General features: G+C 69.9%; 16 protein-coding genes. 8 read left to right on the forward strand and 8 right to left on the reverse strand.

Annotation, left to right across the window (positions count from 1 at the left end; genetic code table 11):
- Nucleotides 1–135: 135 nt before the first annotated feature.
- The 6 genes from KUF83_RS22700 to KUF83_RS22725 form a co-directional block, all read right to left on the reverse strand.
- Nucleotides 136–1,857: a phospholipid carrier-dependent glycosyltransferase gene (locus KUF83_RS22700; RefSeq protein WP_308403098.1), complete on the reverse strand. Its 1,722-nt coding sequence runs from the start codon at nucleotides 1,855–1,857 to the stop codon at nucleotides 136–138.
- Between the two features lie 200 nt (nucleotides 1,858–2,057).
- Complete coding sequence (locus KUF83_RS22705) at nucleotides 2,058–4,112, reverse strand: RICIN domain-containing protein (protein ID WP_217456621.1); 2,055 nt, start codon at nucleotides 4,110–4,112, stop codon at nucleotides 2,058–2,060.
- Nucleotides 4,113–4,239: 127 nt separating this feature from the next.
- On the reverse strand, nucleotides 4,240–6,282 hold the full coding sequence (locus KUF83_RS22710) for a beta-galactosidase (RefSeq protein ID WP_217456622.1): 2,043 nt from the start codon (nucleotides 6,280–6,282) through the stop codon (nucleotides 4,240–4,242).
- A 48-nt stretch (nucleotides 6,283–6,330) separates the two neighbouring features.
- Nucleotides 6,331–7,668, reverse strand: a complete 1,338-nt coding sequence (locus tag KUF83_RS22715) for an ABC transporter substrate-binding protein (protein ID WP_217456623.1) — start codon at nucleotides 7,666–7,668, stop codon at nucleotides 6,331–6,333.
- Between the two features lie 83 nt (nucleotides 7,669–7,751).
- Complete coding sequence (locus KUF83_RS22720; RefSeq protein ID WP_217456624.1) at nucleotides 7,752–8,699, reverse strand: carbohydrate ABC transporter permease; 948 nt, start codon at nucleotides 8,697–8,699, stop codon at nucleotides 7,752–7,754.
- Between the two features lie 4 nt (nucleotides 8,700–8,703).
- Nucleotides 8,704–9,630 (reverse strand): carbohydrate ABC transporter permease, encoded by a 927-nt coding sequence (locus KUF83_RS22725; RefSeq protein WP_217456625.1) that lies wholly within the window; start codon nucleotides 9,628–9,630, stop codon nucleotides 8,704–8,706.
- 193 nt (nucleotides 9,631–9,823) lie between these two features.
- On the opposite strand from KUF83_RS22725, the gene KUF83_RS22730 reads away from it, so the two are divergent.
- Nucleotides 9,824–10,903, forward strand: a complete 1,080-nt coding sequence (locus KUF83_RS22730; RefSeq protein WP_374106131.1) for a LacI family DNA-binding transcriptional regulator — start codon at nucleotides 9,824–9,826, stop codon at nucleotides 10,901–10,903.
- A gap of 337 nt (nucleotides 10,904–11,240) precedes the next feature.
- Here KUF83_RS22730 and KUF83_RS22735 read toward each other — a convergent pair whose 3' ends face one another.
- Entirely contained in the window at nucleotides 11,241–12,011 is a 771-nt protein-coding gene (locus KUF83_RS22735) for a DUF3050 domain-containing protein (protein ID WP_254644237.1), read from the reverse strand.
- A gap of 243 nt (nucleotides 12,012–12,254) precedes the next feature.
- On the opposite strand from KUF83_RS22735, the gene KUF83_RS22740 reads away from it, so the two are divergent.
- The 6 genes from KUF83_RS22740 (at nucleotide 12,255) to KUF83_RS22765 (ending at nucleotide 20,352) form a co-directional block, all read left to right on the forward strand.
- On the forward strand, nucleotides 12,255–12,887 hold the full coding sequence (locus KUF83_RS22740; RefSeq protein ID WP_254644238.1) for an antibiotic biosynthesis monooxygenase: 633 nt from the start codon (nucleotides 12,255–12,257) through the stop codon (nucleotides 12,885–12,887).
- Between the two features lie 28 nt (nucleotides 12,888–12,915).
- Complete coding sequence (gene pabB, locus KUF83_RS22745; protein WP_217456627.1) at nucleotides 12,916–15,072, forward strand: aminodeoxychorismate synthase component I; 2,157 nt, start codon at nucleotides 12,916–12,918, stop codon at nucleotides 15,070–15,072.
- Nucleotides 15,069–16,655, forward strand: a complete 1,587-nt coding sequence (locus KUF83_RS22750; RefSeq protein WP_217456628.1) for an AMP-binding protein — start codon at nucleotides 15,069–15,071, stop codon at nucleotides 16,653–16,655. Before pabB ends, KUF83_RS22750 begins: the two co-directional genes overlap by 4 nt.
- A gap of 41 nt (nucleotides 16,656–16,696) precedes the next feature.
- Complete coding sequence (locus KUF83_RS22755; protein WP_308403099.1) at nucleotides 16,697–18,289, forward strand: class I adenylate-forming enzyme family protein; 1,593 nt, start codon at nucleotides 16,697–16,699, stop codon at nucleotides 18,287–18,289.
- A gap of 1 nt (nucleotide 18,290) precedes the next feature.
- The gene (locus KUF83_RS22760; RefSeq protein WP_217456630.1) at nucleotides 18,291–19,466 is read left to right on the forward strand and encodes an FAD-dependent oxidoreductase; all 1,176 of its coding nucleotides are present in this window, start codon (nucleotides 18,291–18,293) and stop codon (nucleotides 19,464–19,466) included.
- Nucleotides 19,467–19,557: 91 nt separating this feature from the next.
- The gene (locus KUF83_RS22765) at nucleotides 19,558–20,352 is read left to right on the forward strand and encodes an aminotransferase class IV (protein WP_217456631.1); all 795 of its coding nucleotides are present in this window, start codon (nucleotides 19,558–19,560) and stop codon (nucleotides 20,350–20,352) included.
- A gap of 92 nt (nucleotides 20,353–20,444) precedes the next feature.
- Here the strand turns inward: KUF83_RS22765 and KUF83_RS22770 are convergent, their stop codons facing one another.
- Nucleotides 20,445–20,936, reverse strand: a complete 492-nt coding sequence (locus tag KUF83_RS22770) for a carboxymuconolactone decarboxylase family protein (RefSeq protein WP_217456632.1) — start codon at nucleotides 20,934–20,936, stop codon at nucleotides 20,445–20,447.
- Nucleotides 20,937–21,149: 213 nt separating this feature from the next.
- On the opposite strand from KUF83_RS22770, the gene KUF83_RS22775 reads away from it, so the two are divergent.
- Nucleotides 21,150–23,393: an MMPL family transporter gene (locus KUF83_RS22775; RefSeq protein ID WP_217456633.1), complete on the forward strand. Its 2,244-nt coding sequence runs from the start codon at nucleotides 21,150–21,152 to the stop codon at nucleotides 23,391–23,393.
- The last annotated feature ends 197 nt before the right edge of the window (nucleotides 23,394–23,590 follow it).

A 23,590-nucleotide genomic window follows, 5' to 3' on the forward strand; every position in this document is an offset into this window, starting at 1 on the left:
CCGGACCCCGCCCCGGCACGCACGCAGCACGAGAACGGACCGTACGGTGACCCGCTGTCACCGTGCGGTTCTTTCGTGCACGGCCCTCTCGACCGTGACCGCCGCCCCGGCCGGACCCTCCGAGGACCGCCCTGCTCAGATCCAGGTGTCGAACCACATCCTCGAGTACCAGCTCGCATGCGGGATCGTCTCGCCCGTGTAGACGGGGAAGAACCAGATGAAGTTCCAGACGACGAGCAGCACCAAGACGCCCGCGGCGACCGTGCCCGCCACCCGGCGCCTCTCACCTGCCCCCGGTGGCCCCGGCAGCGCCCCCACCGCCATCGCCACGGCCAGGCACAGATACGGCACGAAGGCGACCGCGTAGAAGGAGAAGATCGTACGGTCCTGGTACTGGAACCAGGGCAGGTAGCCCGCCGCCACCGCGCACAGGACGGCCCCCGCGCGCCAGTCGCGGCGCATGGCCCATCGGTGGAGGAGATACAGCAGCGCGAAACACGCCGACCACCACAGCAGCGGTGTGCCCAGTGCAAGGACGGCCTGGGAGCAGCCGTCGGCGGTGCGGCAGCCGTCCTGGGCGAAGTCCGTCTCGTAGGAGTAGGCCACCGGGCGCCCCAGCACCAGCCAGCTCCACGGACTCGAGTCGTAGGGGTGCGGGGTGTGCAGCCCGACGTTGAAGTCGTAGACCCCGCTCTCGTAGTGCCACAGACTGCGCAGCGCGGCCGGGATCCACGACCAGAGGCCGCCGCGGTCGTCCGCCCAGTGCCGACCGTAGCCCTTGTCGGTCAGGAACCAGCCGGTCCAGGTGGCGAGGTAGGCGACCAGGGCGACCGGCACGACGGAGAGCACCGACCACCCGGCGTCCTTGCGCAGGACGGCCAGATACGGTCGTCGTGCTCCGGCGACGCGGCGCGCCCCGACATCCCACAGCAGGGTCATGACCACGACGAACGCCAGGAAGTAGAGGCCGTTCCACTTGCTGGCGGCGGCCAGCCCCAGGAAGACGCCGGCCGCGACCCGCCACGGCCGGAAACCCGTTCCCGCCTGCTCGCCCGTGTGCCGGTCGGGGCCCGCGAAACCGTCCGCGCCCACCGGCAGACTCGCCGCGAGACGGGCCCGGGCCCGGTCCCGGTCGACGAGCAGGGAACCGAACGCCGCCAGGACGAAGAACATGACGATGAGATCGAGCAACGCCACCCGGCTCATCACGAAGTGCAGGCCGTCCACCGCCATCAGCAGTCCGGCCAGGCAGCCCAGCGCCGTCGAACGGAACAGACGGCGCCCGATGCGGCACAGCATCAGAACCGACAGCGTGCCGAGCAGCGCGACCATGAAACGCCAGCCGAACGGATCGAGACCGAACATCCACTCACCGAGGGCGATCACCCACTTGCCCATCGGCGGATGCGCGACGAAACTTCCGGCGTCGGAGAGCGGGATCACCTGCGGGTCCGCCACGATCTGCGGATCGGCGACCTTGCGGTCCGGCCAGGTCCCCTCGTAGCCGAGCCTGAGCAGCGCCCACGCGTCCTTGGCGTAGTAGGTCTCGTCGAACACGAGGCTCCGGGGCCGGCCCAGGTTCCAGAAGCGGATCGCCGCGGCCAGGACGGTCACGAGGAGCGGACCGATCCAGCCCATGGCCTTCGCGACGCGGTACGCCGACACGGGGCTGAGGCCGATGAACTCCCCGGCGCGGGTGCCTGGTTCGGGGAAGGGCGGAACCAGCAGTTCCCGGGTGTCGGTCCGCGGGTGCCCTGCGAACCCGAACCGGCGCAGCCGCTGGGGCCACGAGCCGACCTCTGTCTTCGTGTGGGCGTCGGCGTCGGCGCCCGCCTCCGCCGCGGTGTCACTGGTCACCGGGTCATCGTAGGGAACGGATGTGTTCATGACGGTCCCCGCCTGTCACGGTCTCGGCGCGAGGCGCCGGGACATCGGCCGGTAAGGCGTCGTCGGTCCCTTTGGAACCGGACGGGAAAGTCGGGTGGACATACGTCTGTGCCCGCCGTACGGGACGGCGGGCACAGAGATGGGTGGCGGTGGTGACGCCAGGGCGGCTGCTAGTCGGCCTGGTGGGACACGTCCGAGACCTTCCAGCGCTGGTTGTTGCCCGAGTTGGGCGTCCACAGCGTCACGGCCGCTCCCTCGTTGGTGGCCTGACCGCCGACCTCGAGAAGTCGCCCGGTGGCCGCGTTGACGAGGGTCCAGGTGCCGTCACCGGTCGTCGACATGATCCACTGGGTGGCCTTGTCGCGCGGGCCGGTGTCGGCCTCCAGCACCGGGGCGCCGTCACGGACGGCCAGGCGCTTGCCCTCCACCGGGTTGCTGAACACGTACCGCTGCCGGTTGCCGGTGTCGCCGGAGATCTGGCGCAGCTTCCACTGCTGGCCGGCCGCGTCTGTCTTCGCCGTCCTGATGACGAGGCCCGTGCCGTTGTCGGCGACGGTCAGCGCCTTGCCGCTCTGGACACCGGTCAGCTCGTAGGTGTGACCCTTGCGCAGCTCGGCGGCGTCCTTCGCGACACCGGAGACGCCCTTGACCACGAACGAGGTCACCGACTGAGCCGGCACGGTGAAGGTGGCCTTGCGGTCACTGACCTTGACGGCCTTGTGGCGGTCGAGCTTGCCGTCGGCGCTCGTCACGACGGGAGTGACGGTGGCGTTGCGGCTGACCTTGCCGAACTTCGACAGGTCGACCGTGACCGCACGGGACTCGGCGGTGCTGTTGACGTGGACGACGGTCGCGCCGTCGCCCTTCCTGGAGACGGCCGCCGCGCTGGAGGTGTCGTCCGTCTTGATCAGCCGGTCACCCGGCTTGATGTAGTGCGTGAAGTTGCGGGCGGTGTCGAACTTCGTGTTGGTGTAGATCGGGCAGGACTTCAGCGTGTCCTTCGAGGTGCAGCTGAACGAGAGCTGGATGCTGCCCCAGTTGCCGCCCTTGGCGGACTCGCCGCCCGGCTTCATGTTGTCGTAGTCCTCGACGGGCTGCCAGAACACCCAGGCCTTGGGCTCCAGTTCACGCAGGTCGTCGACCATGCGCTGGGCGAGACCCAGTCCCGGCCGCATGTCCGTGAAGCTCTGCCCGTCGCCCCAGTCGCCCTCGACCTCGCTCTGCCACAGCGGCTTGTCGGCCGCCTTGGCCAGGTCACGGACGGTGGTGCGCTGACCGGTGCCGTAGGTGTGGACGTTCATCTGGTCGACGAGGTCCCGCACGTCCTGCGGGTAGGTGTTCCAGTTCTGCGAGAAGATGGACGGGTTGGTCTCGTCCATCGCGGAGATCTCCGCCTTGGTCTTCGCCTTCTTCAGCGCGGGGGCCAGGGCCTTGATGACCTTCTGCTGGAGCTCGGGGCCTATGTGCGCCCCTTCCTGACGGCCCCCGACCGGCTGGCCGTCGGCGCCCAGGCGGGTGCTCCAGTAGTTGGTGTTGGGCTCGTTGAACGGGTCGACGGTGTCGACCTTGATGTCCTCGGCCTTCTCCAGCCGCTTGGTCGCCCCCGCCATGTAGGCCGCGAAGTCGTCGACCGACTCCGTCTTGAGCTGGTCGTCGGTGGCGTTGAACCCGCCGGAGACGTAGCCGCTCTCGGTCATGAACCACGGCGGGGAGTTGCTGAACGTCTCCCAGTGGTCGATGTCGTCCTTGATGTGGTCGACCCACCAGCGCTGGGTGGCGTCGGCGTTCTTGTTCCAGTCGGCCGGGTCGTCGGCGCTCCACCAGTCGGTGTCCTCGCGCGTGGTGCCCGCGGGGGCCTTCCACCAGCCCTCGACGGCACCGCCGGCGCGCAGGTAGTCCTTGACGTCCGGGGCGTTGCCGCCGCCTATGTTGTAGCGGGCGATGTTCAGCGCGAGACCGTCGTCGCCGAAGAGGAGCTTGGCGAGCTTCTCGCGTATCGGCTTGGGATAGTCGCCGGTGGCGTTGGCGAACCAGACCAGGCTGGTGCCCCAGCCCTCGAACTTCTCCTGCTTGTACGAGGGGTCGGGCTTCACGGTGACGGACGCGGTGTCCGCCGCCGTGACCTGTGCCGTGGACGACGGGGCGGATACCAGAGCGGCCCCGGTGGCCAGGGCGGTGAGGCCGGCGGCTCCGAGGAGCCGTCTGTTGCGGGTACGGCGTGCCATCGTGTGCTCCCAACTGCGGTGGTGGTAGCTGCGCGGTGGAGACCCCCCGCCCGTCGGGCAGGAGGAAGGGCTCTCGGACAGGCGTGGTGCCGTTCGAGGAGTCGGTGCGGGAAGTGCGGTGTGCGGTTCAGCCGGCGGGCTGTCGCACCACGGCGACGTCCCTGGGCCCCAGGACGAGACCGCCCCCGGCGTCTGTGTCGCCGACCAGGACCTCTCCGGCGAGGCCCGTCAGCGGCACGTTCTCGTCGGTCCGGTTGACCAGGAACAGGAACCGGCCGTCGGGTCCACGGCGGACGGTCTGCTCGACCGATCCCCGTGCGTCCTCGGGCAGTTCGCTCTCGACGCCGGCCGGGCCGAGCAGTGCCGGCAGCAGACCGGCCAGCCCGTCGGTGCCGAGCCGGGTGGAGACGTAGGCGGCCGAGCCCTGTCCCACCGCGCGCCGGGTGACGGCGGGCCGGCCCGCGTACGTGCCGCTGCGGTAGTGGGCCAGCACGTCCACCGAGGGATCGGTGACGGTGATGCGGTCGGTCCACAGGGTGCCCGTACCGGCGCCGTCCAGTTCGACGGTGTCACCGTCGAGCAGCGGGCCGAACTCCTCGATACGGATACCGAGCAGCTCGCGCAGGGCGCCGGGGTGGCCGCCGAGCCAGATGTGGTCGTTCTCGTCGACGACTCCGGAGAAGTACGTGGTGACGAGGTGCCCGCCGGTCTCGACGTACCGCGTGAGCTCCTTGGCCAGCGGTGCGGGGATCACGTGCAGCACGGGTGTGATCAGGACGTCGTACCGGTCGAGGTCCGTCGTGGTGGTCACGACGTCGGCCCGGACACCCAGTGCGAGGAGCGCCGAATACCAGTCCAGGGCTTCCTGGCGGTAGTCGAGGAGGGCGGTGGGGTGCGAGTCCTGCTCGCTCGCCCACCACGACTCCCAGTCGTAGACGATGCCCACCCGCGCCGGTTCGCGCTCGGAGCCCGCGAGCGGTGCCAGTGTCTTGAGGGTCTGCCCCAGGGCGGCGACCGCGCGGAAGACCTCGCTGTCGGCGCCGGCGTGCGGCACCATCGCCGAGTGGTACTTCTCGGCGCCGGCGGCCGACTGACGCCACTGGAAGAAGCACACGGCGTCGGCGCCGTGCGCGACGTGCAGCAGCGAGTCGCGGGCCAGGTCGCCGGGCCGCTTGGCCACGTTGACGGGCTGCCAGTTGACCGCGCTGGTGGAGTGCTCCATCAGGAACCACGGGCGGCCGCCCGCGATACCGCTGGTGAGGTTCGCGGAGAACGACAGCTCGTCCCGGTCCTGCGGTCCGGGGTGGACGTAGTGGTCGTTGGAGACGAAGTCGATCTCGCCCGCCCAGTCGGGGTAGTTCATGCCCTTGGTGCCGCCCATCACCATGAAGTTGGTGGTGACCGGCACGCCCGGCGTGATCTCCCGCAGCACGTCCCGCTCCGCGCGCAGGTACTCCTTCAGCGCGTCGGAGGAGAAGCGCTTGAAGTCCAGCTGCTGCGTGGGGTTGGGGTGCGAACCGGTCAGTCGGGGCGGCAGGATCTGCTCCCAGGCGCTGTAGCGCTGCGACCAGAAGGCCGTGCCCCAGGCGTGGTTGAGGGCGTCGAGTGTGGTGTAGCGGGCGCGCAGCCAGTCGCGGAACGCAATGGCCGCGTCGTCCGAGAAGTCGTAGATGTTGTGGCAGCCCAGCTCGTTCGACACGTGCCAGGCCACCAGCGCGGGGTGGTCCGCGTACCGCTCGGCCATCTTCCGTACCAGGCGCAGCGCGTGGTCGCGGAAGACGGGCGAGGTGGGCCGCCAGTGCTGCCGCGCCCCCGGCCACACCGTCTCACCGGAGGCGGTCACCGGAAGGATCTCCGGGTGCGCCGTGGTGAGCCAGGGCGGCGGGGACGCGGTGGCGGTGGCCAGGTCGACCCCGATGCCGCCCGCGTGCAGCAGGTCCATGACCTCGTCGAGCCATCCGAAGTCCCACTCGTCCTGGGCCGGCTGGATGCGGGCCCAGGAGAAGATCCCCACGGACACCAGGTTGACGCCGGCCTCACGCATCAGCCGTACGTCCTCCTCCCACACCTCGCGAGGCCACTGCTCGGGGTTGTAGTCGGCGCCGTACGCGAGGCGAGGGGTGGAGTCACCGTCCGGCCCGTTCAGCTGGGACAGGAGGGTGGAGATCATCGTGGTCCTTCCGGAGTGGTGCGCGGGGGCGGCGGGGTAGGGCGTCGACTACTCGACGGTGAAGCCCTGCTCCTTGCCGTACTTGATGGACGCGTCCTGCCAGGACTTCAGGCCGGCCGAGAGCTTGGTGTTCGAGACGTAGGCCTTGCCGACGGTGTCGTTGAAGATCGAGTTGGCGTACTGCTGGAAGGGCAGGTACGACCAGTCGGAGGCGACGTTGGCCGCGGAGTCGGCGAAGATCTTGTTGGCCTGCTGCCCGCCGAAGTACTCGAACTTGGTGTTCTGGAACTCGGTGGACTCGAGCTCCGCCGTGGTCGCCGGGAAGGCGCCCTGCTTGACGCGGGTCTGCACGCCCTCACCGGAGTTCGCGTACTCGACGAAGGCGTAGGCGAGTTCCTTGTTCTTGCCGAGCGCGGGCAGGGTCAGCGAGCTGCCGCCGTTCTCCGCGGTCGCCTTGTCGCCCTTGGTCCAGGCGGGCATGGGCGCTGCGCGCCAGTCACCGGCGGCGTTCGGCACGCCGGTCACGAAGTTGGCAGGCATCCAGGCGCCGGTGGTCAGGGTGGCGATGGTGCCGTCGCCCAGGCCCTTGTACCAGTCGTCGGTCCAGCCGTTGATGGGCGAGACGAGCTTGTCGTCGATGAGCTTCTGCCAGGTGTCGGTGTACTTCTTGGCGCCCGCGTCATCGAAGTTGATCTTCACGTCGGTGCCGTCGACCTTGTAGGGGCGCGAACCGGCCTGCCACAGCATGCTGGTGGTGAAGCCCGCGTCGCCGGCGTCGTTGGCGATGTAGACCTTGGGGTCGGCCTTGTGCAGCTTGGCAGCGGCCTCGACGTACTCGTCCCAGGTGGTGGGGACGGCGACCTTGTGCTTGTCGAAGACCTTCTTGTTGTAGAACATCGCCATCGGGCCGGAGTCCATCGGCAGGCCGTAGACCGCCTTGCCCTCGCTCACCGCGTTCCACGGGCCGGGGGTGTACTTGGACTTGAGCTTGTCCGCGCCGAAGGGAGCCAGGTCGCTGAGGCCCTTGGTGAGGGCGTACTGGCTCAGCGCGAAGTACTCGACCTGCGCGACGTCCGGGACGCCCTTCTCGGCCGAGATGGCGTTCGACAGGGCGGTGTAGTGCTTGTCGCCCGACCGCTCGCCGACCAGGTTGATCTTGACCTTGGGGTACTTCTTCTGGAAGTCGGCGGCGACCGACTTCAGCGTGGGCTCCCAGGCCCAGACCGTGACCGAGCCGCCCTTCTTGAGGGCCGCCTGGATGCTGTCGGCGGAGACCGGCTTCTGGCCGGAGCTGTCGTCGTCGGAGCCGCCGCAGGCGGTGGCGCCGAGGGCGAGGACGGAGAGGACGGCGAGGCCGCGCATCAGGCGGTGTGACGTTCTGCGCATGGAGGTGCTTCCACTTCTGCGTGGGTGGGACCGGGTGAGGGTGGAGGAGATGGGCCGAAGAGGGGTGAGGGCCTGGGGGCGGGTCATTCCTTGACGCTTCCGGCCGCGAGTCCGGACTGCCAGAACCTCTGGAGGAGCAGGAACGCGGCGATGAGCGGCACGATGGTGAGCAGCGACCCGGTGATCACCAGGTTGAAGATCACGTCGCCGCCGATCGTCTGTGCCTGGTTGTTCCAGGCGTCCAGACCCAGGGTCAGGGGATACCAGTCCGGGTCCTTGAGCATGATCAGCGGCAGGAAGTAGTTGTTCCAGGTGGCGACCGTGGTGAACAGCAGCACGGTCACCGTGCCCGGGGCGAGGAGCGGCAGGGCCACCTGGAAGAAGGTGCGCACCTCGCCGGCCCCGTCGATGCGGGCGGCTTCCATCAGTTCGGTGGGGATCGCCTCGGTGGCGAAGACCCACATCAGGTACAGGCCGAAGGGCGAGACCAGCGAGGGGATGATCACCGCCCACGGAGTGTCGGTGAGTCCCATCTTGCTGAACATCAGGAAGGTGGGCACGGCCAGGGCGGTGCCCGGGACGGCGACGGCCCCGATGACCACGGCGAAGACGGCGCGCTTCCCGGGGAAGGTGAACTTCGCCAGCGCGTAGCCGCCGAGGATCGCCAGGAGGGTGGCGCCGCCGGCGCCGAGCACGACGTACAGCAGGGTGTTCAGCAGCCAGCGGACGAAGATCCCGTCGTTGTACGAGAACGTCTCGCTGATGTTGTCCCAGAGGGCGAAGTCGTTGCTGAACCACAGGCCCGACGAGTCGGCGAGCCCTTCCTGGGTCTTGGTGGCGCTGATGACCAGCCACAGCAGGGGCACCACGGTGTAGAGCAGGATCAGGCCGGTGAGCACGGTCAGCAGGACGCTGCGCTTGGGACGGCCGGGAGTGTGCTTGCGGCGGGTGCGCAGTCGAGGCGCGCTCTTGTTCACGTCGGCGGCCGGGGCGGATGCGCTCTGGGAGGGGGTGGTGATGGAACTGCTCATGAGGTCACGCTCCCTTGCGCATGCCGCGGAGCTGCACGACATAGGCGATGACCATGGTGATCAGCCCCATGATGATGGCGACCGCCGCGGAGTAGTTGTGCTGCTGGCCGTTGAAGGACAGCGAGTACGTGTAGAAGTTCGGGGTGAAGTCGGTCGTGATGGCGTTGCGCGCCAGGGGCCGCAGGATGGCCGGCTCGTTGAAGAGCTGGAAGCTGCCGATGATCGAGAAGATCGTCGCGATGACCAGGGCGCCACGGATCGCGGGGAGCTTGATGGAGGAGATGACGCGGAACTGCCCGGCGCCGTCGATCTCCGCGGCCTCGTAGAGGGAGAGCGGGATGACCCGTAGCGCGGAGTAGAAGATCAGCATGTTGTAGCCGATGAACTCCCAGGTGACGATGTTGCCGATCGACGCCAGGACCAGGTCGCTGGAGAGCGGGTCGGGCAGGGTGACGCCGAACGCGTCGTTGATGTCACCCACCAGCCCGTACTTGGTGCCGTACATGAAGCCCCACATCAGGGTGGCGACCACGGCGGGCACGGCGTAGGGCAGGAAGATCGCGATGCGGAAGAAGTCCTTGCCGAAGAGGCGTCCGCTGTCCAGCGCGAGGGCGATCAGCAGGGCGATGCCGAGCATGATCGGCACCTGGATCGCCAGGAAGAGCGAGACCCGTGCGAGCGAGTCCCAGAACCGTTCGTCCTTGAGTGCCTGGGTGTAGTTGTCCAGGCCGACGAAGGTGGTGCCGCCGATCAGCTGGTCCCGGAACAGGCTGAGGTAGATCGAATACACGATCGGTGCCAGGAAGACAAGGGCGAACACGGCCACGAAGGGACCGATGAACCCCCACCCCGTCCAGGAGCGGCGGTTCCCCTGCGCGGGAGGCCGGGCCGGGCGCCGCTTCGCGGCCGCCGGCGGTTGTAGCGTCGTCATGTCGTTCCTCGCTCGTCCCTCTCGCGAACCCGGCGTCGCACGCCGCTGATGTTTGCGTAAACATCCAGGTCCGGAAGACCCCGTGGCCTGTTATGTTTACGTAAACATCTGATGGCGGCATGTCTACACTGCCCCGTTGACGGTGGTCAAGGGTCATTTGAGGAAACTGTGGTTCGTTCAGCGAGGGAGACGGGTGGACACGACGGACAGCGCCTCGGCGAGCAGACCGCAGGCCGCGGCGCGTAACAGGAAGCGGGCCTCCCGCCGGACGCAGAGCGCGTCCATGGCGGACGTCGCCCGTCTGGCCGGCGTCTCCTCGCAGACCGTCTCGCGTGTCTCCAACGGTTACGCGGGTGTGAACGAGGAGACCCGGCAGCAGGTGCTGGAGGCCATGCGCGAGCTGGGCTACCGGCCCAACAGCGCCGCCCGGGCGCTCAAGCGCGGTGAGTTCCGCACCATAGGCGTCATCACCTTCGGGCTGTCGACCACCGGTAACGTCCGCACGCTGGAGGCGATCGCGACCTCCGCGGCGCACGAGGGCTATGCCGTGACCCTTCTGCCGGTCGCCGTCCCGACCCAGGACGAGGTGCGTGGGGCGTTCTCCCGGCTGGGGGAGCTGGCCGTCGACGCCGTCATCGTCATCCTGGAGGTCCACCTGCTCGACGCGGTGACCCTCTCGCTGCCGCCGCACATAAAGGTGGTCGTGGCCGACTCCGACGCGGGTGACCGCTACACGGTGGTCGACACCGACCAGGCGGGCGGCAGCCGCGACGCCGTGCGGTACCTGCTCGGCCTCGGCCACGACACGGTCTGGCACCTGGCGGGCCCCGAGGAGTCCTTCGCGGCGCAGCGCCGGGCCGATGCCTGGCGCGCCGAGCTCACCGAGGCGGGCCGCGCCACGCCCCCGGTGGTGCGCGGCGACTGGTCGGCCGAGTCCGGCTACCGGGCCGGCCTCGAACTGGCCGAACAGCGGGACTGCACGGCGGTGTTCGCGGCCAACGACCAGATGGCGCTCGGCCTGCTGCGTGCTCTGCACGAGCGGGGCCGGTACGTGCCCGACGACGTCAGTGTCATCGGCTTCGACGACATTCCCGAGGCCGGCTCGTTCCTGCCGCCCCTGACCACCGTCCACCAGGACTTCGCCGAGGTGGGCCGCCGTTGCGTCGAGGGTGTGCTGCGGCAGATGCACCAGGACGTGCCGGAGCACGGGACCACGCTCGTGCCCACGCGGTTGGTGGTGCGCGACAGTACGGCGGGCCCGCGAGAGCGGTAGGGCCGCCGCCCCATCGGTCCGCGGGTGTCCGGGCCTACCTCGTCGGCCCGGCCCCCCTTTCGCAGCGCACCCGGCTTTCCGGTGTGCCTGCCCGCGACGGGCCGGGGTTCCGTCGCGGGCCCGGTCTCCGGCCTGCGTCCGGTCTCCGGCGAGCCTGCCTTCCGGCAGTACGGAGTCCGTCGCTCATTCCATCGCCCGCCCGGCCTCGTCACGCATCGGGTCTTCGGGTGCCCGTTGCGCCGAGCCGGGATCGGCTTCCGGGGCAACCGCCGTCGGCCCCACCGGACGCCGCACACGCCCCCGTAGGGCCCGTCTGGAGGCCGGTCTCGTCTCCGCCTCAGCCGCCGGAGTGCTCCATGGCTTCCACGATTGCGTCCCAGAACCGGGACCTGGCCTCCAGGGCGAGGGCCGCGGTCTCCGCGGCCTCCTGCCAGCGGGTGTCGTCGTCGCCGCACAGGTCGGCCACCATGGCCATGGCCATGGGTGTGTGCTCCTCGCCGTCGACCTCGATGTGACGGGCCAGGTAGTCGCAGAAGACCGGGAACCGGTCGGCGCCCTCCTTCCTGATCACCTGGTCGAACATGTCCGGGATGAGGTCCTCCCGGGAGAAGGCGAAGGCCGCCGCCCGGGCGTGGAGCGGGCGGTCGTGGATGATCCCGAACGTCGTACGGACGAACTCGGCGGCGGGGCCGGGGACCTGGGCGACCCGCAGCGCGGCGGGCACGTCGTGCCCCTCCGCGAGCAGTGCGAGGAACGTGTCCAGGCGTGAGGTGTCCGCGCCCGCCTCGGTCATTCCGGCCCGGTACAGCTCGAAGTGGCTGGTGAAGCCGCCCTCGAGCTCGTCGCTCTCCTCCACCAGCACGATGTCGTTGATCAGCCGCCGGCTCACCTGTGAGCCGCGGGGCACCCAGGGGACGTCCACACACGTCAACTCCCGCTGGAGGGACTTCAGCAGGGACATGAAGTCCCACACCGCGTAGACGTGGTGCTGCATGAAGGTCGCCATCTGTTCCCGCGTGTTTATCCGCTGGTAGATCGGATGGGCGGTCACCTCTTTACGGGCCGGTTCGATCCCCGCGCGCACCCTGTCGATCCCTGCGTGGGTCATGCTCCAGTCATACCTGGACATGGATCTCCTCATTGCTCTTTACAGGTCCGGCTGATTCGGCTCTTCGCGTCGCCGGTGAACGGTGCCCCCGAGAGTGATGGTGCCGCTCTTTTCGAGAGTCCGGCAAGCGATTCCGGGAATCCCGAAGAGCAGCTCGGGAGAGTGTCCGGCAAAACATACCCAATCGGACACAAAGGTGACGAACGCGCGTGAGCCGGGCAGCGGCAAAAACTCCGTTGAGAGTTGAACAGCAAGCCTTCTCTTTCCGTATTCCAGGGCGTGACCAGGAATCCCGTGACCGTCACCGTCGCGTATCGAGTGGTGCCGGGCCGCGAGGCCGAGTTCCACTCCTGGGGGTGGGGTGTACTACGTGCCGGCGCGCAGCAACCGGGCTTTCTCGGTGGTGGCGTACTCGTCGACGGAGAGGCTGAGTGGCATGTTGTCTACCGCTTCACCAGCGAGGATTCCGTCCTGGCGTGGGACTCTTCGCCCGAGCGGGCGCAGTGGCAGGCGCGCGGCGAGACGCTTGGCCGGGAGACCGGGCGGCGGACCGTGCAAGGTTCCAGGGTCTGGTTCGATTCGCAGAACGAAACCGCTTCCGCGGCTGCGGCGGCCCCACGCCCGCCACCGAAGTGGAAGTTATGGTTCGTGAATATGAGCGCGGTCTTCCCTCCCGTTCTCCTGTTCAATTTGGCAATACTTCCTTATCTCGGCAGCCTCAACCCTCTCATCCGCACCTTGCTGCTGTGCCTGGCCGTCACGGCCATGGTCACGTGGATCCTCATGCCGCGACTCCAGCGTTTCTTCAAGAAATGGCTGTACCCGCCCCTGCAGGCGATCCGTGGACGGCACAAACGCCGCACCGCGCAAGGCTGAGAAAGACAAATAAAGGGGGGTGGGCAGGTTGAAGACCTTGCTCATCGACAATTACGACTCGTACACGTACAACTTGTTCCAGCTGATGGCCGAGGTCAACGGCGAAGAGCCGACGGTGGTCCTCAACGACGCCCCGGCCGACGCTCGCCCGGACCTCCGGGAGTTCGACAACGTGGTGGTGTCCCCGGGGCCCGGGCACCCCGGCCGGCCCCGTGACTTCGGGATCAGCGCCACCGTGCTCGCGGAGTCCACCATCCCCGTCCTGGGCGTCTGTCTGGGGCACCAGGGCATCGCGGCGGCCGAGAACGGCCGGGTGGCGGCCGCACCGCAACCACGGCACGGGCATCTCTCACGCATCCGGCACGACGGCGAGGACCTGTTCCGCGGACTGCCGCAGGACTTCACCGCGGTCCGCTACCACTCGCTGTCCGTGCGCGAACCACTGCCGGCGAGCCTCAAGGGCACCGCCTGGGCCGAGGACGGCGTACTCATGGGACTGCGGCACCGCAGCCGGCCGCTGTGGGGCGTGCAGTTCCACCCGGAGTCCGTCCTCACCGAGTTCGGCCACCGGCTGTTCCTGAACTTCCGGGGTCTCACGGCGGCCCGGCCCCGCCCGGTCCGGCCGGCGAAGTCCCGGGTGCCGAGGCCGCGTCCCGAGAACACCGAGGACACCGCGGGCACGGTCTTCGTGCCCCGGCCCCGGCGGCCCGCACCGGCCGGCTACCGGCTGCACACCCGCCGGATCGCGGCCGCCGTGGACGCCGAGACGGCCTTCACCCGGATGTGCGCGGACGCACCGAGAGCGTTCTGGCTGGACAGCGCACGGGTCGAGGAGGGGCAGTCGCGCTTCTCGTTCTTCGGCGACGGCACCGGCCCGCTGGCCGAGTTCGTGCGCTACGACGTCGACAGCGGCGTCTGCGAGATCGAGCGGGCGGGCCGGCCCGTACGGAAGGTCCGGGCCAGCGTCTTCGACTACCTGAAACGGCAGTTGGCGACCCGCCGGGTGGACGCCGGAGAGCTGCCCTTCGACTTCACCGGCGGCTATGTCGGCTACTTCGGCTACGAGTTGAAGGCCGACTGCGGTGCGTCGAACCGCCACCGGGCCGACACCCCGGACGCCTGCTGGCTCTTCGCCGACCGGCTCGTCGCCGTCGACCACCGGGACGGATTCACCTACGCCGTCTGCCTGGCCGAGAACACCCCGCAGGGCACGCGCGAGGCCACCGACTGGCTCGACGGCGCCGTGGCGCAGCTGAGCTTCGTGTCGTCGCCGGAACCCGCCCCGGCGCCGCCGTCCGCCGCCGAGCCCGACCTCCGTGCCGCCGAACCGTGGCTGGTCCGCGACCGGGCGACCTACCTCGCCGACATCGAGGCCTGCCGTCGTGAACTCGAAGCCGGCACCAGCTACGAGATCTGCCTGACCAACGCCGCCGAGTTACCCGCCCCGCCCGACCCGCTGGCCTACTACCGGGTGCTCCGGCGCATCAACCCCGCCCCGTACGCCGCGTATCTGAGGTTCGGGGACCTGGCCGTGGCGGGCGCGTCCCCCGAGCGGTTCCTGCGGATCACCCGGGACGGTGTCGCCGAGGCCAAGCCCATCAAGGGCACCGCCCCCCGCGACAGCCGCCCGGAGGAGGACGCCCGGCTCAGGGACTCGCTCGCCGCCGACCCCAAGACCCGCGCCGAGAACCTGATGATCGTCGACCTGCTCCGCAACGACCTCGGCCGCGTCTGCGAGACCGCGACGGTCAGCGTCCCCCGCCTGATGGCCACCGAGACGTACGCGACCGTGCACCAGCTCGTCTCCACCGTCGAGGGCCGGCTCCGGGAGGGCGTCGACGCGGTGGACTGCGTCCGCGCCTGCTTCCCCGGCGGCTCGATGACCGGAGCACCGAAACTGCGGACGATGGAGATCATCGACACGCTGGAGACCGAGCCCCGCGGCGTCTACTCCGGCGCCGTCGGCTACCTCGGCTGCAGCGGCGGAGCCGACCTCAACATCGTCATCCGCACCGCCGTCCTCACCGACGGCCGGATGCGTCTGGGCGCGGGCGGCGCCATCGTCCTCGGCTCGGACTCCGAGGCGGAGTACGACGAGATGCTGCTCAAGACCGCCGCTCAGCTACGGGCCCACCGCGAGGCCACCGCCACCGCGCCCCGCTCCCTGCCGGAGCAGGTCCGATGACGCCCCCCGCCTCCGCCCCGAGCCCCACCGACACGGCCCGCCCCGCAACCGCGGACACCGCCGAGGACACCGAGGGCGGCAACCTGGCCGTCGCGCTCGCCGCGCTGGCCGAGCGGAACGGCTGGACGGACCGGCCCGCCTTCCACCAGGGGCACCGGGCCTGGACCCACGGTGAGGTGCACGACCTCGCGTCCCGGGCCGCCGGGGTGCTGGCCGACCACGGAGTCCGCCCCGGCGACCGGGTGCTGCTCGCGCTGCCCGACTCCCTCGCCTGGGTGACGGCCTTCCTCGCCACCGCCCGGCTCGGCGCGGTCGCGGTCCTCGTCAACCCCGAACTGACCCCGGCCAACCACGAGTTCATGGCCGCCGACGCCGAAGCCGAGCTGTGCGTGACCGGACCGGGCCTGGAGGAGCGGTTCGCCGGACGGACGCGACTGGGCGCCGACCAGCTCGTCGCGCTCACCCGCGGTGCCCCGCCGACCACCGGGGCCCATCCGGCCGGCCCGCGCACCCCGCTCTACATCCAGTACACCTCCGGCACGACCGGCACCCCCAAAGGCGTCGTGCACTGCCACGGCGACCCCGGCAAGTACCACGACCTCATCGGCGACCGCCTCCTGCGGATCACCCCGGACGACGTGACCCTGTCGGTGTCCAAACTGTTCTTCGCCTACGGCTTCGGCAACGCCTTCGTCTTTCCGCTCTTCTCGGGGTCCTCGGCCGTACTGGTCGACCGGCGCCCCTCACCCGCGGCGGTGGACGAACTCGTCGCCCGGCACCGGGTGACCCTGCTCTACTCCGTCCCCTCGGCGTACGCGGCGCTGGTCGCCGACCGCGCCGACGACCACGCAGCCTGCTTCGCCTCCGTACGCGCCGCGGTGTCGGCCGGCGAAGGCATGCCCGCCGGACTCGGCGAACGCGTCACCGAACTGCTCGGCGCGCCCGTACTGGAACAGATCGGCTCCACCGAGGCCGGACACGCCTTCTGCGCCAACAGCCTCGACGCGAACACCCCGGGCACCGTCGGCCGGCCCGTGCCGGGCTTCGACCTGGAGCTCCGCGACCGTACGGGACACCCGGTGCCGGACGGCACGGAGGGCGAACTCTGGGTACGGGGGCCGACGTTGACCCCCGGATACCTGAACCTGCCCGAGGAGACTGAGCGCGCCCTGGCCGACGGATGGCTGGCCACCCGGGACCGCGCGCGGTGCGAGGCGGACGGCACGTACCGCATCCTCGGCAGGGCCGACGACATGGAGCTGGTCGGCGGGATCACCGTCTCCCTGCTGGAGGTGGAGGCCGTCCTGCGCAGGCACCCCGCGGTACGGGAGGTCGCCGTCGCGTCCGTCGCCGACGAACGCGGTGCGACCGCCCTGCGGGCCTACGTCGTCATCGGCGTGGCGGCCACGGCCGCCCCGACCTTCGCGGCCACCAAGTCCGACCTGCAGGCCGCCCTCCTCGCCCTTGCCCGCGAACACCTGGCCGCCTTCAAGGTGCCCAGGACCATCCACGTCGTGCCGTCACTGCCCCGCACCCCGACCGGCAAGCTCCGCCGTCACCTCGTACGCCGAGGGGCGTGGTGACCATGGCCGTGAACGCTCACACCGCAGAAAGGAAAGGGCCCATGCCACCCAAGCAACCCCTGCTGTCCGATCGTGGCTTCTACCTCGGCCCGCTGTTCCGGCAGGCCGCCGTCCGGCACGGAGCCGTCCCGGTCACCCTGGACCGGCCGCTGGACGTCCACCCGGGCCTCGGGCTCGACCTCACCTACCCGCTCCTGGCGTCTCTGGTCGACGACCTGGCGGGCCGGTTGTGGGAGGCCGGGGTCCGGCCCTCCGAGCACGTCGTCGTCCACAAGTCGGACAACCTCGACATCGTCCTGCTGGCCTGTGCCGTCTCCCACATCGGCGCCGTGCCCGTCCTGCTCTCGCCGGGTCTTCAGGGCCCCGTCGTCGGGCGGCTGCTGCAGCGGCTGAACGAGCCGTGGCTCATCACCGACCGGGCGAAGCTCACCGGCCCGCTCAAGGACATCGACGTCGCCGGGCTCGTCAGGCGGACGCTCAGCGTGGACGACGCGCCCGCAGCCGTTCCGCTGGACAAGTACGCGGGCGCCCCGCTCCACGCCCCCGTCCGGCTGCACCCCCGCGAACCCGCGCTCATCACCCACAGCTCGGGCACGACGGGCGACCCCAAGCTCGCCGTGCACTGCGCGAACACCATGTGGAACCGGCTCGTCCCGCAGAAGGCCATGGGCTGGCCCACCCGGGGCGAGACCGCGGCCCTGCACCTGTCGTTCGTGCACTCACGCTTCTACCATCTGCTCGGTGTGCTGCTGCACTTCGGCAGCCCGCTGCTGTTCATCACCGACCCTGAGCCCGCCGCCGCGGGCCCGCTGCTGGCCCGGCACCGTCCCGGCATCGTCGAGACCCACCCCAACACCTTCGTGCTGTGGGAGGAACTGGCCGACGCACCCGGCGCTCCGCTGGCCCGCGTGCGCTCGTACAGCAGCACCTTCGACGCCATCCACCCGCGCACCGTGCAGCGGCTGCTCGGTGCGTCGAACCGGCGCTCGCCGTGGCTGATGCAGCTGTACGGGCAGAGCGAGACGGGTCCGGTCGCGTTCCAGTGGTACACGCGGCGCAGTGCGGCCCGCGCCGACGGCCGCCGGGTCGGTATCGGCATTCCCGGCTTCACCGGCGTCCGGATCGCCGACAACGGGGGACGACGGGCCAGGCCCGGCACCGCCGGCCGCATCGAGGCGCGGACCAGGGGCCGGATCCTCACCTATCTCGGCGCCCAGAAGCAGTACGACCGTCAACTGGACGGCGACTGGTGGCAGATGGGTGACATGGGCTACCGGAACCGGTGGGGCGCGCTGTACCTGATCGACCGTGAGATCGACCAGATCGACGCCGTGCACAGCAACCTGGAGATCGAGGACATGCTGATGTCCCGCCTCGGCGAACTGCGCGAGGTCGTCATCGTGCCCGGCGCCGACCGTGAGCCCGTGCCGGTGGTGTGCCTGCGGCGCGAGGAGCCGCTCGACCTGCGGCGCTGGCGGGAGGCCACCGCGGACCTGCCCGCGATGGCCGACCCAAGGCAGTGGCGCTTCGAGGACCTGCCGATGACCTCCACCTGGAAGGTCAAGCGGGTGGAGATCACCCGCATGCTCACCGGGAGCGCCACGGTGACCGCCGACTCCGCCGGCGGCGCCTGACATGGCTCCTGTCATCGTGGTGGGTGCAGGCCCCGTGGGCATGTCGGCGGCCCTCGGCCTGCGCGCCCGTGGACTGCCGGTCACCGTCCTCGAAGCCGATCCGCAGGGGCGCCAACGGCCCGGCAGCCGCGCCCTGTTCGTGCACAAGGAGACACTGCGGCTGCTCGAGGAGATGCGCCCGGGGCTGGCCGCCCGCATCGCGGAGTTCGGCAGGACCTGGCACACGCGGCGCACCCTGTACCGGGGCCGTGAGGTGTACGCCCGCACGTTTCCACCTCCCTCGTTCCCGCCGCCCTTCACCAGCCTGCGCCAGGTGGACACCGAGCGGCTGCTGCTCGACGCCTGTGAGAGCGCGGGGGTGGAGTTCGTCTGGGACGCGCGGGTGGCGGCCGTCAAGGTCATGGACGACGAGGTCATGGTGAGCGCGGACGACGGGCGCGGCTGGACGGGCAGCCACGTCGTCGCCGCGGACGGAGCACGCTCGGCCGTCCGACGGGAGCTGGACATCCCCATGGAGGGCACCAGCTCGGCGGGCTTCCACGTCGTCGTGGACGTGGCCGACATCCCCGGGGCCGAACTCCCGCTGGAGCGGGTCTTCCACTACGAACACCCCGGAGCCGGCGGCCGGAGCGTCATGCGGGTGCCGTTCACCGGGGGATTCCAGGTCGACCTGCAGTGCCGGGACGACGACCCGCTGGAGTCCTACGGGACCGAGAACGCGGTACGGGAGTGGCTGCCCCGGGTCGTGGGAGAGGGGTACGGCGAGCGCATCCTGTGGGTGTCGACGTACCGGTTCCTGCGCAAGGTGGCGGCGGACTTCACCGACCCCGGGCGGCGGGTGCTGCTCGTCGGCGAGGCCGCCCATCTGTTCCCTCCGTTCGGCGCCCGCGGGATGAACAGCGGTATCGCGGACGCGGCGGCGGCAGCCGAAGCCGTGGCCGCCGGCACACCGGAGGCGGTCGCACGGTTCGCGACGGACCGGCGCACGGCGGCCCTGTTCAACAGCGAGGCGGCCGGCGCGGCCCTGGACCATCTGCGGCCGCGGCGGATCGTACGAGCCAAACAGCGGGCGGCCGCGGCCCTCGCGCCCGTACTGCCGTGGTGCGGGGCCTGGCTGGAGCACGCTCCCTACGGCCCCAGACACGGCTCACCGGCGAGTGCCGGCCGGAAGTACTGACCGCGGCACGCCACCAGAGGGTCCGGTGGATGAATCCGGACGCCCGGGTGGACGTACTGAGGGATGTACTGAGAGGAGAGAGATTTCTTTGATGACACAACCGGCAACCGCAGAGGGCCTGTTGGCGTGGATACCCGGCCGCGGACTGATCGCGGGCCTGGCGGCCGACACACAGCTGCTGGCCGCGGACTCCTGGCTGCTCCGGGACGGGCGGGTGCGCGGCCTGGGCCGGCACCGGGAGCGGTTCCTGCGGGCCTGTGGCGACTGCGGAGGGCCCTCCCTCGACCAACTCAACGAGTTCTGGCGGGACATGACGGCCGCGCTGCCCCGTACGGGGACCTGGTTCCCGCGCGTCGAGCTGGTGGCCGGCTCCCTCCAGCTGCGGCTGCTTCTGCGGTACGCCCCGCCGCTCGCCCCGGAGGTACGGGTGTGGGCCGCGGGCCAGCTCGATCCACGCACCGTGCCGCGCCGCAAGGGGCCGGACCTGGACGTCCTGGCCCGGGTCCGTCAGCGGGCGGCCGGTCAGGGCGCGGAGGAGGCGGTGCTGATCGCCCCGTCCGGCTTCGTACTGGAGGCGGCGACCTCCAGCGTGCTCTGGTGGGAGGACGACACCCTGTGCCTGCCTCCGCAGCAGCTGCCCATCCTCTCCGGCGTCACCTCGGGCCTCGTCCAGGAGCATGCTCTGCGCAGTGGGATCCGTCTGGCCCACCGTGAACGGACCCTGGCCCAGCTGGCCGGCCGGGAGGTGTGGCTGGTGAACGCTTTGCACGGGATCCGCCCGGTGGCGAGCTGGGAGGGGAGGCCGATGGACGTGGGTGCGGCCCCGCGCGCCAAGGAATGGCGGGAATGGCTGGACGGCCTCATGGAGCCCCTGCCAGCCGACTGAACCGAGAGCGCACAAAATGGCACGCGCCGGACCGAATACAATTCGGCCCGGCGCGTAAAGCCATATCCGGATCAGTAATTCCCCGAGGGTGCTCAGGCCTTTTTCGGGGCGGCCTGATAACCGCCCGGGACCATACGGGTGGCTATCGCGATGCGGTTGTACGCGTTGATGACCGTGGCCGCCCAGATCAGTGCCGCGATCTGCGCTTCGTCGAAGACCTCCGCGGCCTGCGCGTAGACCGCGTCCGAGACGTGCCCGTCGTGCACCAGCGTCACCGCCTCGGTCAACGCCAGTGCGGCACGCTCACGTTGGTTGAAGAACGGCATCTCCCGCCAGGCGTTCAGCGCGTACACGCGCTGCTCGCTCTCGCCCTGCGCGCGGGCGTCCTTCGTGTGCATGTCGATGCAGAACGCGCAGCCGTTGATCTGCGAGGCGCGAATCCGCACCAGTTCCAGCAGTTCCGGTTCGAGCTTGGCGTCCTGCGCCGCGGAAACGGCTGCGCCGTGCAGCGCGCCCATTGCTCCGGAGACGTCGGGGGTTATTTTCTTGAGGGCCACGCGAGGTGTGGATTCATTGTGGGGCATGGGAGTGACTCTATCTTCGCGATGAGCGCGGTGAAAAGGAAACAGTACGAATAGCGGTATTGATTCGCCAGGGGGGAGCGGCCGAAGGGGCGCAGGGCGGGGGCCGCCGGTGAAGGGCTCCGGGTGGCGCGGTGGGCGTGCCTTCCGCAGGACGACGTGATCAGGGCGTCGTTTAATGAACAAGTCCGGGCAAACACCCCCACAGGAGTGCCTATGTCGCCGACAGGGTCCAGTCCAGCAGGCGGACCGGGCGCAGCCGGGAAACTGCGCAGGCTGGGGGAGTGGTGTGCCCGGCACTTCGTGATCGTCATCGTGGGCTGGCTCGTCGTCCTCGCGGCTCTGCAGGTCCTGAACCGCTCGTTCGGCGGGGAGTACTCGGACGACTTCTCGCTCTCCGGCGTCCAGTCGCAGCAGGGGCAGGAGGTCCTGAAGCAGCACGACCCGACAGCGGGCGGCTACAGCAGCCAGATCGTGCTGCGCGACGACAAGCAGTCGCTGAGCTCCGTGAGTTCGCAGATGAGTCAGACGGTCACCGACCTGCAGAAGCTGCCCCACGTGCTCGCGGTGCAGAACCCGCTGACGGCACAGAGCTCGCAGCAGTCCTCGGGCCAGTCCCAGCAGCAGAACGTGGGCCCTCTCTCCGGTGACGGGAAGACCGGCTACATCACCGTGCGCTTCGACGTGCAGCCGTCCACGCTGGGCGACTCGTACCTCGACGGGGTGGACGACTCCGTCAAGCCCCTGAGAGGGGCGGGCGTCGAGGTCGAGTACGGCGGACCGCTCGGCGAACTCGCGAGGCCCGCCCCCGACGACCGCGTCAGCGAGCTGATCGGGTTCGGCGTGGCGATCGTCGTCCTCCTCGTCGGCTTCGGCAGTGTCCTCGCGGCGGGCCTCCCCCTGCTGACCGCCCTGATCAGCGCGGTGGGAGGGCTCGCCTGTCTGGGGCTGCTCGCCGCGGCCTTCACCTTCGCCACCGTGTCGCCGACGCTGGCCACCATGATCGGGCTCGGCGTGGGCATCGACTACGCGCTCTTCCTTGTCACCCGCCACCGGCAGAACCTCATGGACGGCGCCGATCCGGTCACGGCGGCGGGGCGGGCCACCGCCACCAGCGGCCGGGCCGTACTCGTCTCCGGCTGCACGGTCATCATCGCCCTGGCCGGACTGTCGGTCTCCGGGGTGGGCTTCATCGCGAAACTCGGTGTCGCGGCGGCCGTCACGGTCGTCTCCGCCGTCATCGGCGCACTGACACTGGTCCCGGCCCTCCTGGGGCTCATCGGTCATCGCATCGACCGCTACCGGGTGCGCCGCCCCGTCGCGGAGACGGACGCGGCTCCGGGCGCCCCCGCCCACGGCACCTGGCACCGCTACGCGCAGCGGGTGCAGCGGCGGCCCTGGTGGTTCCTGGCCGGTGGCACCGTCACCGTCCTCGTCCTGGCGATTCCGCTGCTCTCGATCCAGCTGGGCCACATCGGCGACGGCGCGGACCCGAAGTCGTTCACGGACCGGCGGGCCTACGACATCATGGCGGACGCCTTCGGCCCCGGCTCCAACGGCCCGTTGACCGTCGTCGTCGACCAGACGAACGTGCCGTCCGACCAGCGTTCGTCGCTCCAGTCACAGGTGCAGAAGTCCCTCACCGACGTGCCGGGCGCCGCCACGACCACACCGCTGTCGACCACCCAGGACGGAGACGTGCTGGTCGCCACGGTCTACTCCAAGCAGGCCCCGCAGAGCGCGGACACCACCGACCTCACGAACCGCCTCGTCGACCAGACCCTGCCCCAGGCCGTCTCCGGCACCGACGCCAAGGGGTACGTCACGGGGACCACGGCCGCCCAGGTCGACTTCCGTGACATCGTCGCGGAACGCCTCCCCCTGATCATCGCGGTGGTCGTCGCCCTGGCCTTCCTCATCATCCTGATGGTCTTCCGCGGGCTGCTGGTCGCACTCAAGGCGGCGGTCCTCAACGTCCTGTCGATCGCCGCCTCGTACGGCGTGGTCGTCGCCGTCTTCCAGTGGGGCTGGGGCGGCCCCGCGCTGGGCGTGGAGGGGAAGGTGCCCATCGAGAGCTACGTGCCGATGATGATGTTCGCCATCATCTTCGGCCTCAGCATGGACTACGAGATCTTCCTGCTGTCGAGGGTGCACGAGGCCTGGCTGCACACCGGCGACGCCAAGGCGAGCGTCGCCCACGCCCTGGAGATCACCGCCCGTGTCATCACCTGCGCCGCCCTGATCATGGTGAGTGTCTTCGCCGCGTTCATCGTCAGCGACAACATCGTCGTCAAGATGCTCGGCCTCGGGCTGGCGGTCAGTGTGCTGATCGACGCGACGGTGGTACGCCTGCTGCTCGTTCCCGCGGTCATGACACTGCTCGGCCGACACGCCTGGTGGACCCCGCGCAGACTCGACCGGATCATGCCGCACCTGGATCCGGAAGGGGACCGCGGCTGAACCGCCGCGGCAGAGCGTTGTCGTCGCCGGCGCGGACCAGTTCGCCGTGTTTTTCGGCCGAATGGTGTGGAACCCCACGACTTCACTCAACTCGCCACGTGGGGAACTCGTGAAGGATTGACGGGAGTTGTGAAAGGCGACAAGAATGCGGATCACTTCGCTCCGCTGCGTCTGAAGCGAACGAAGTGACGCGAGTG

This window comes from Streptomyces sp. BV286 (assembly GCF_019090165.1).
Taxonomy (GTDB): domain Bacteria; phylum Actinomycetota; class Actinomycetes; order Streptomycetales; family Streptomycetaceae; genus Streptomyces.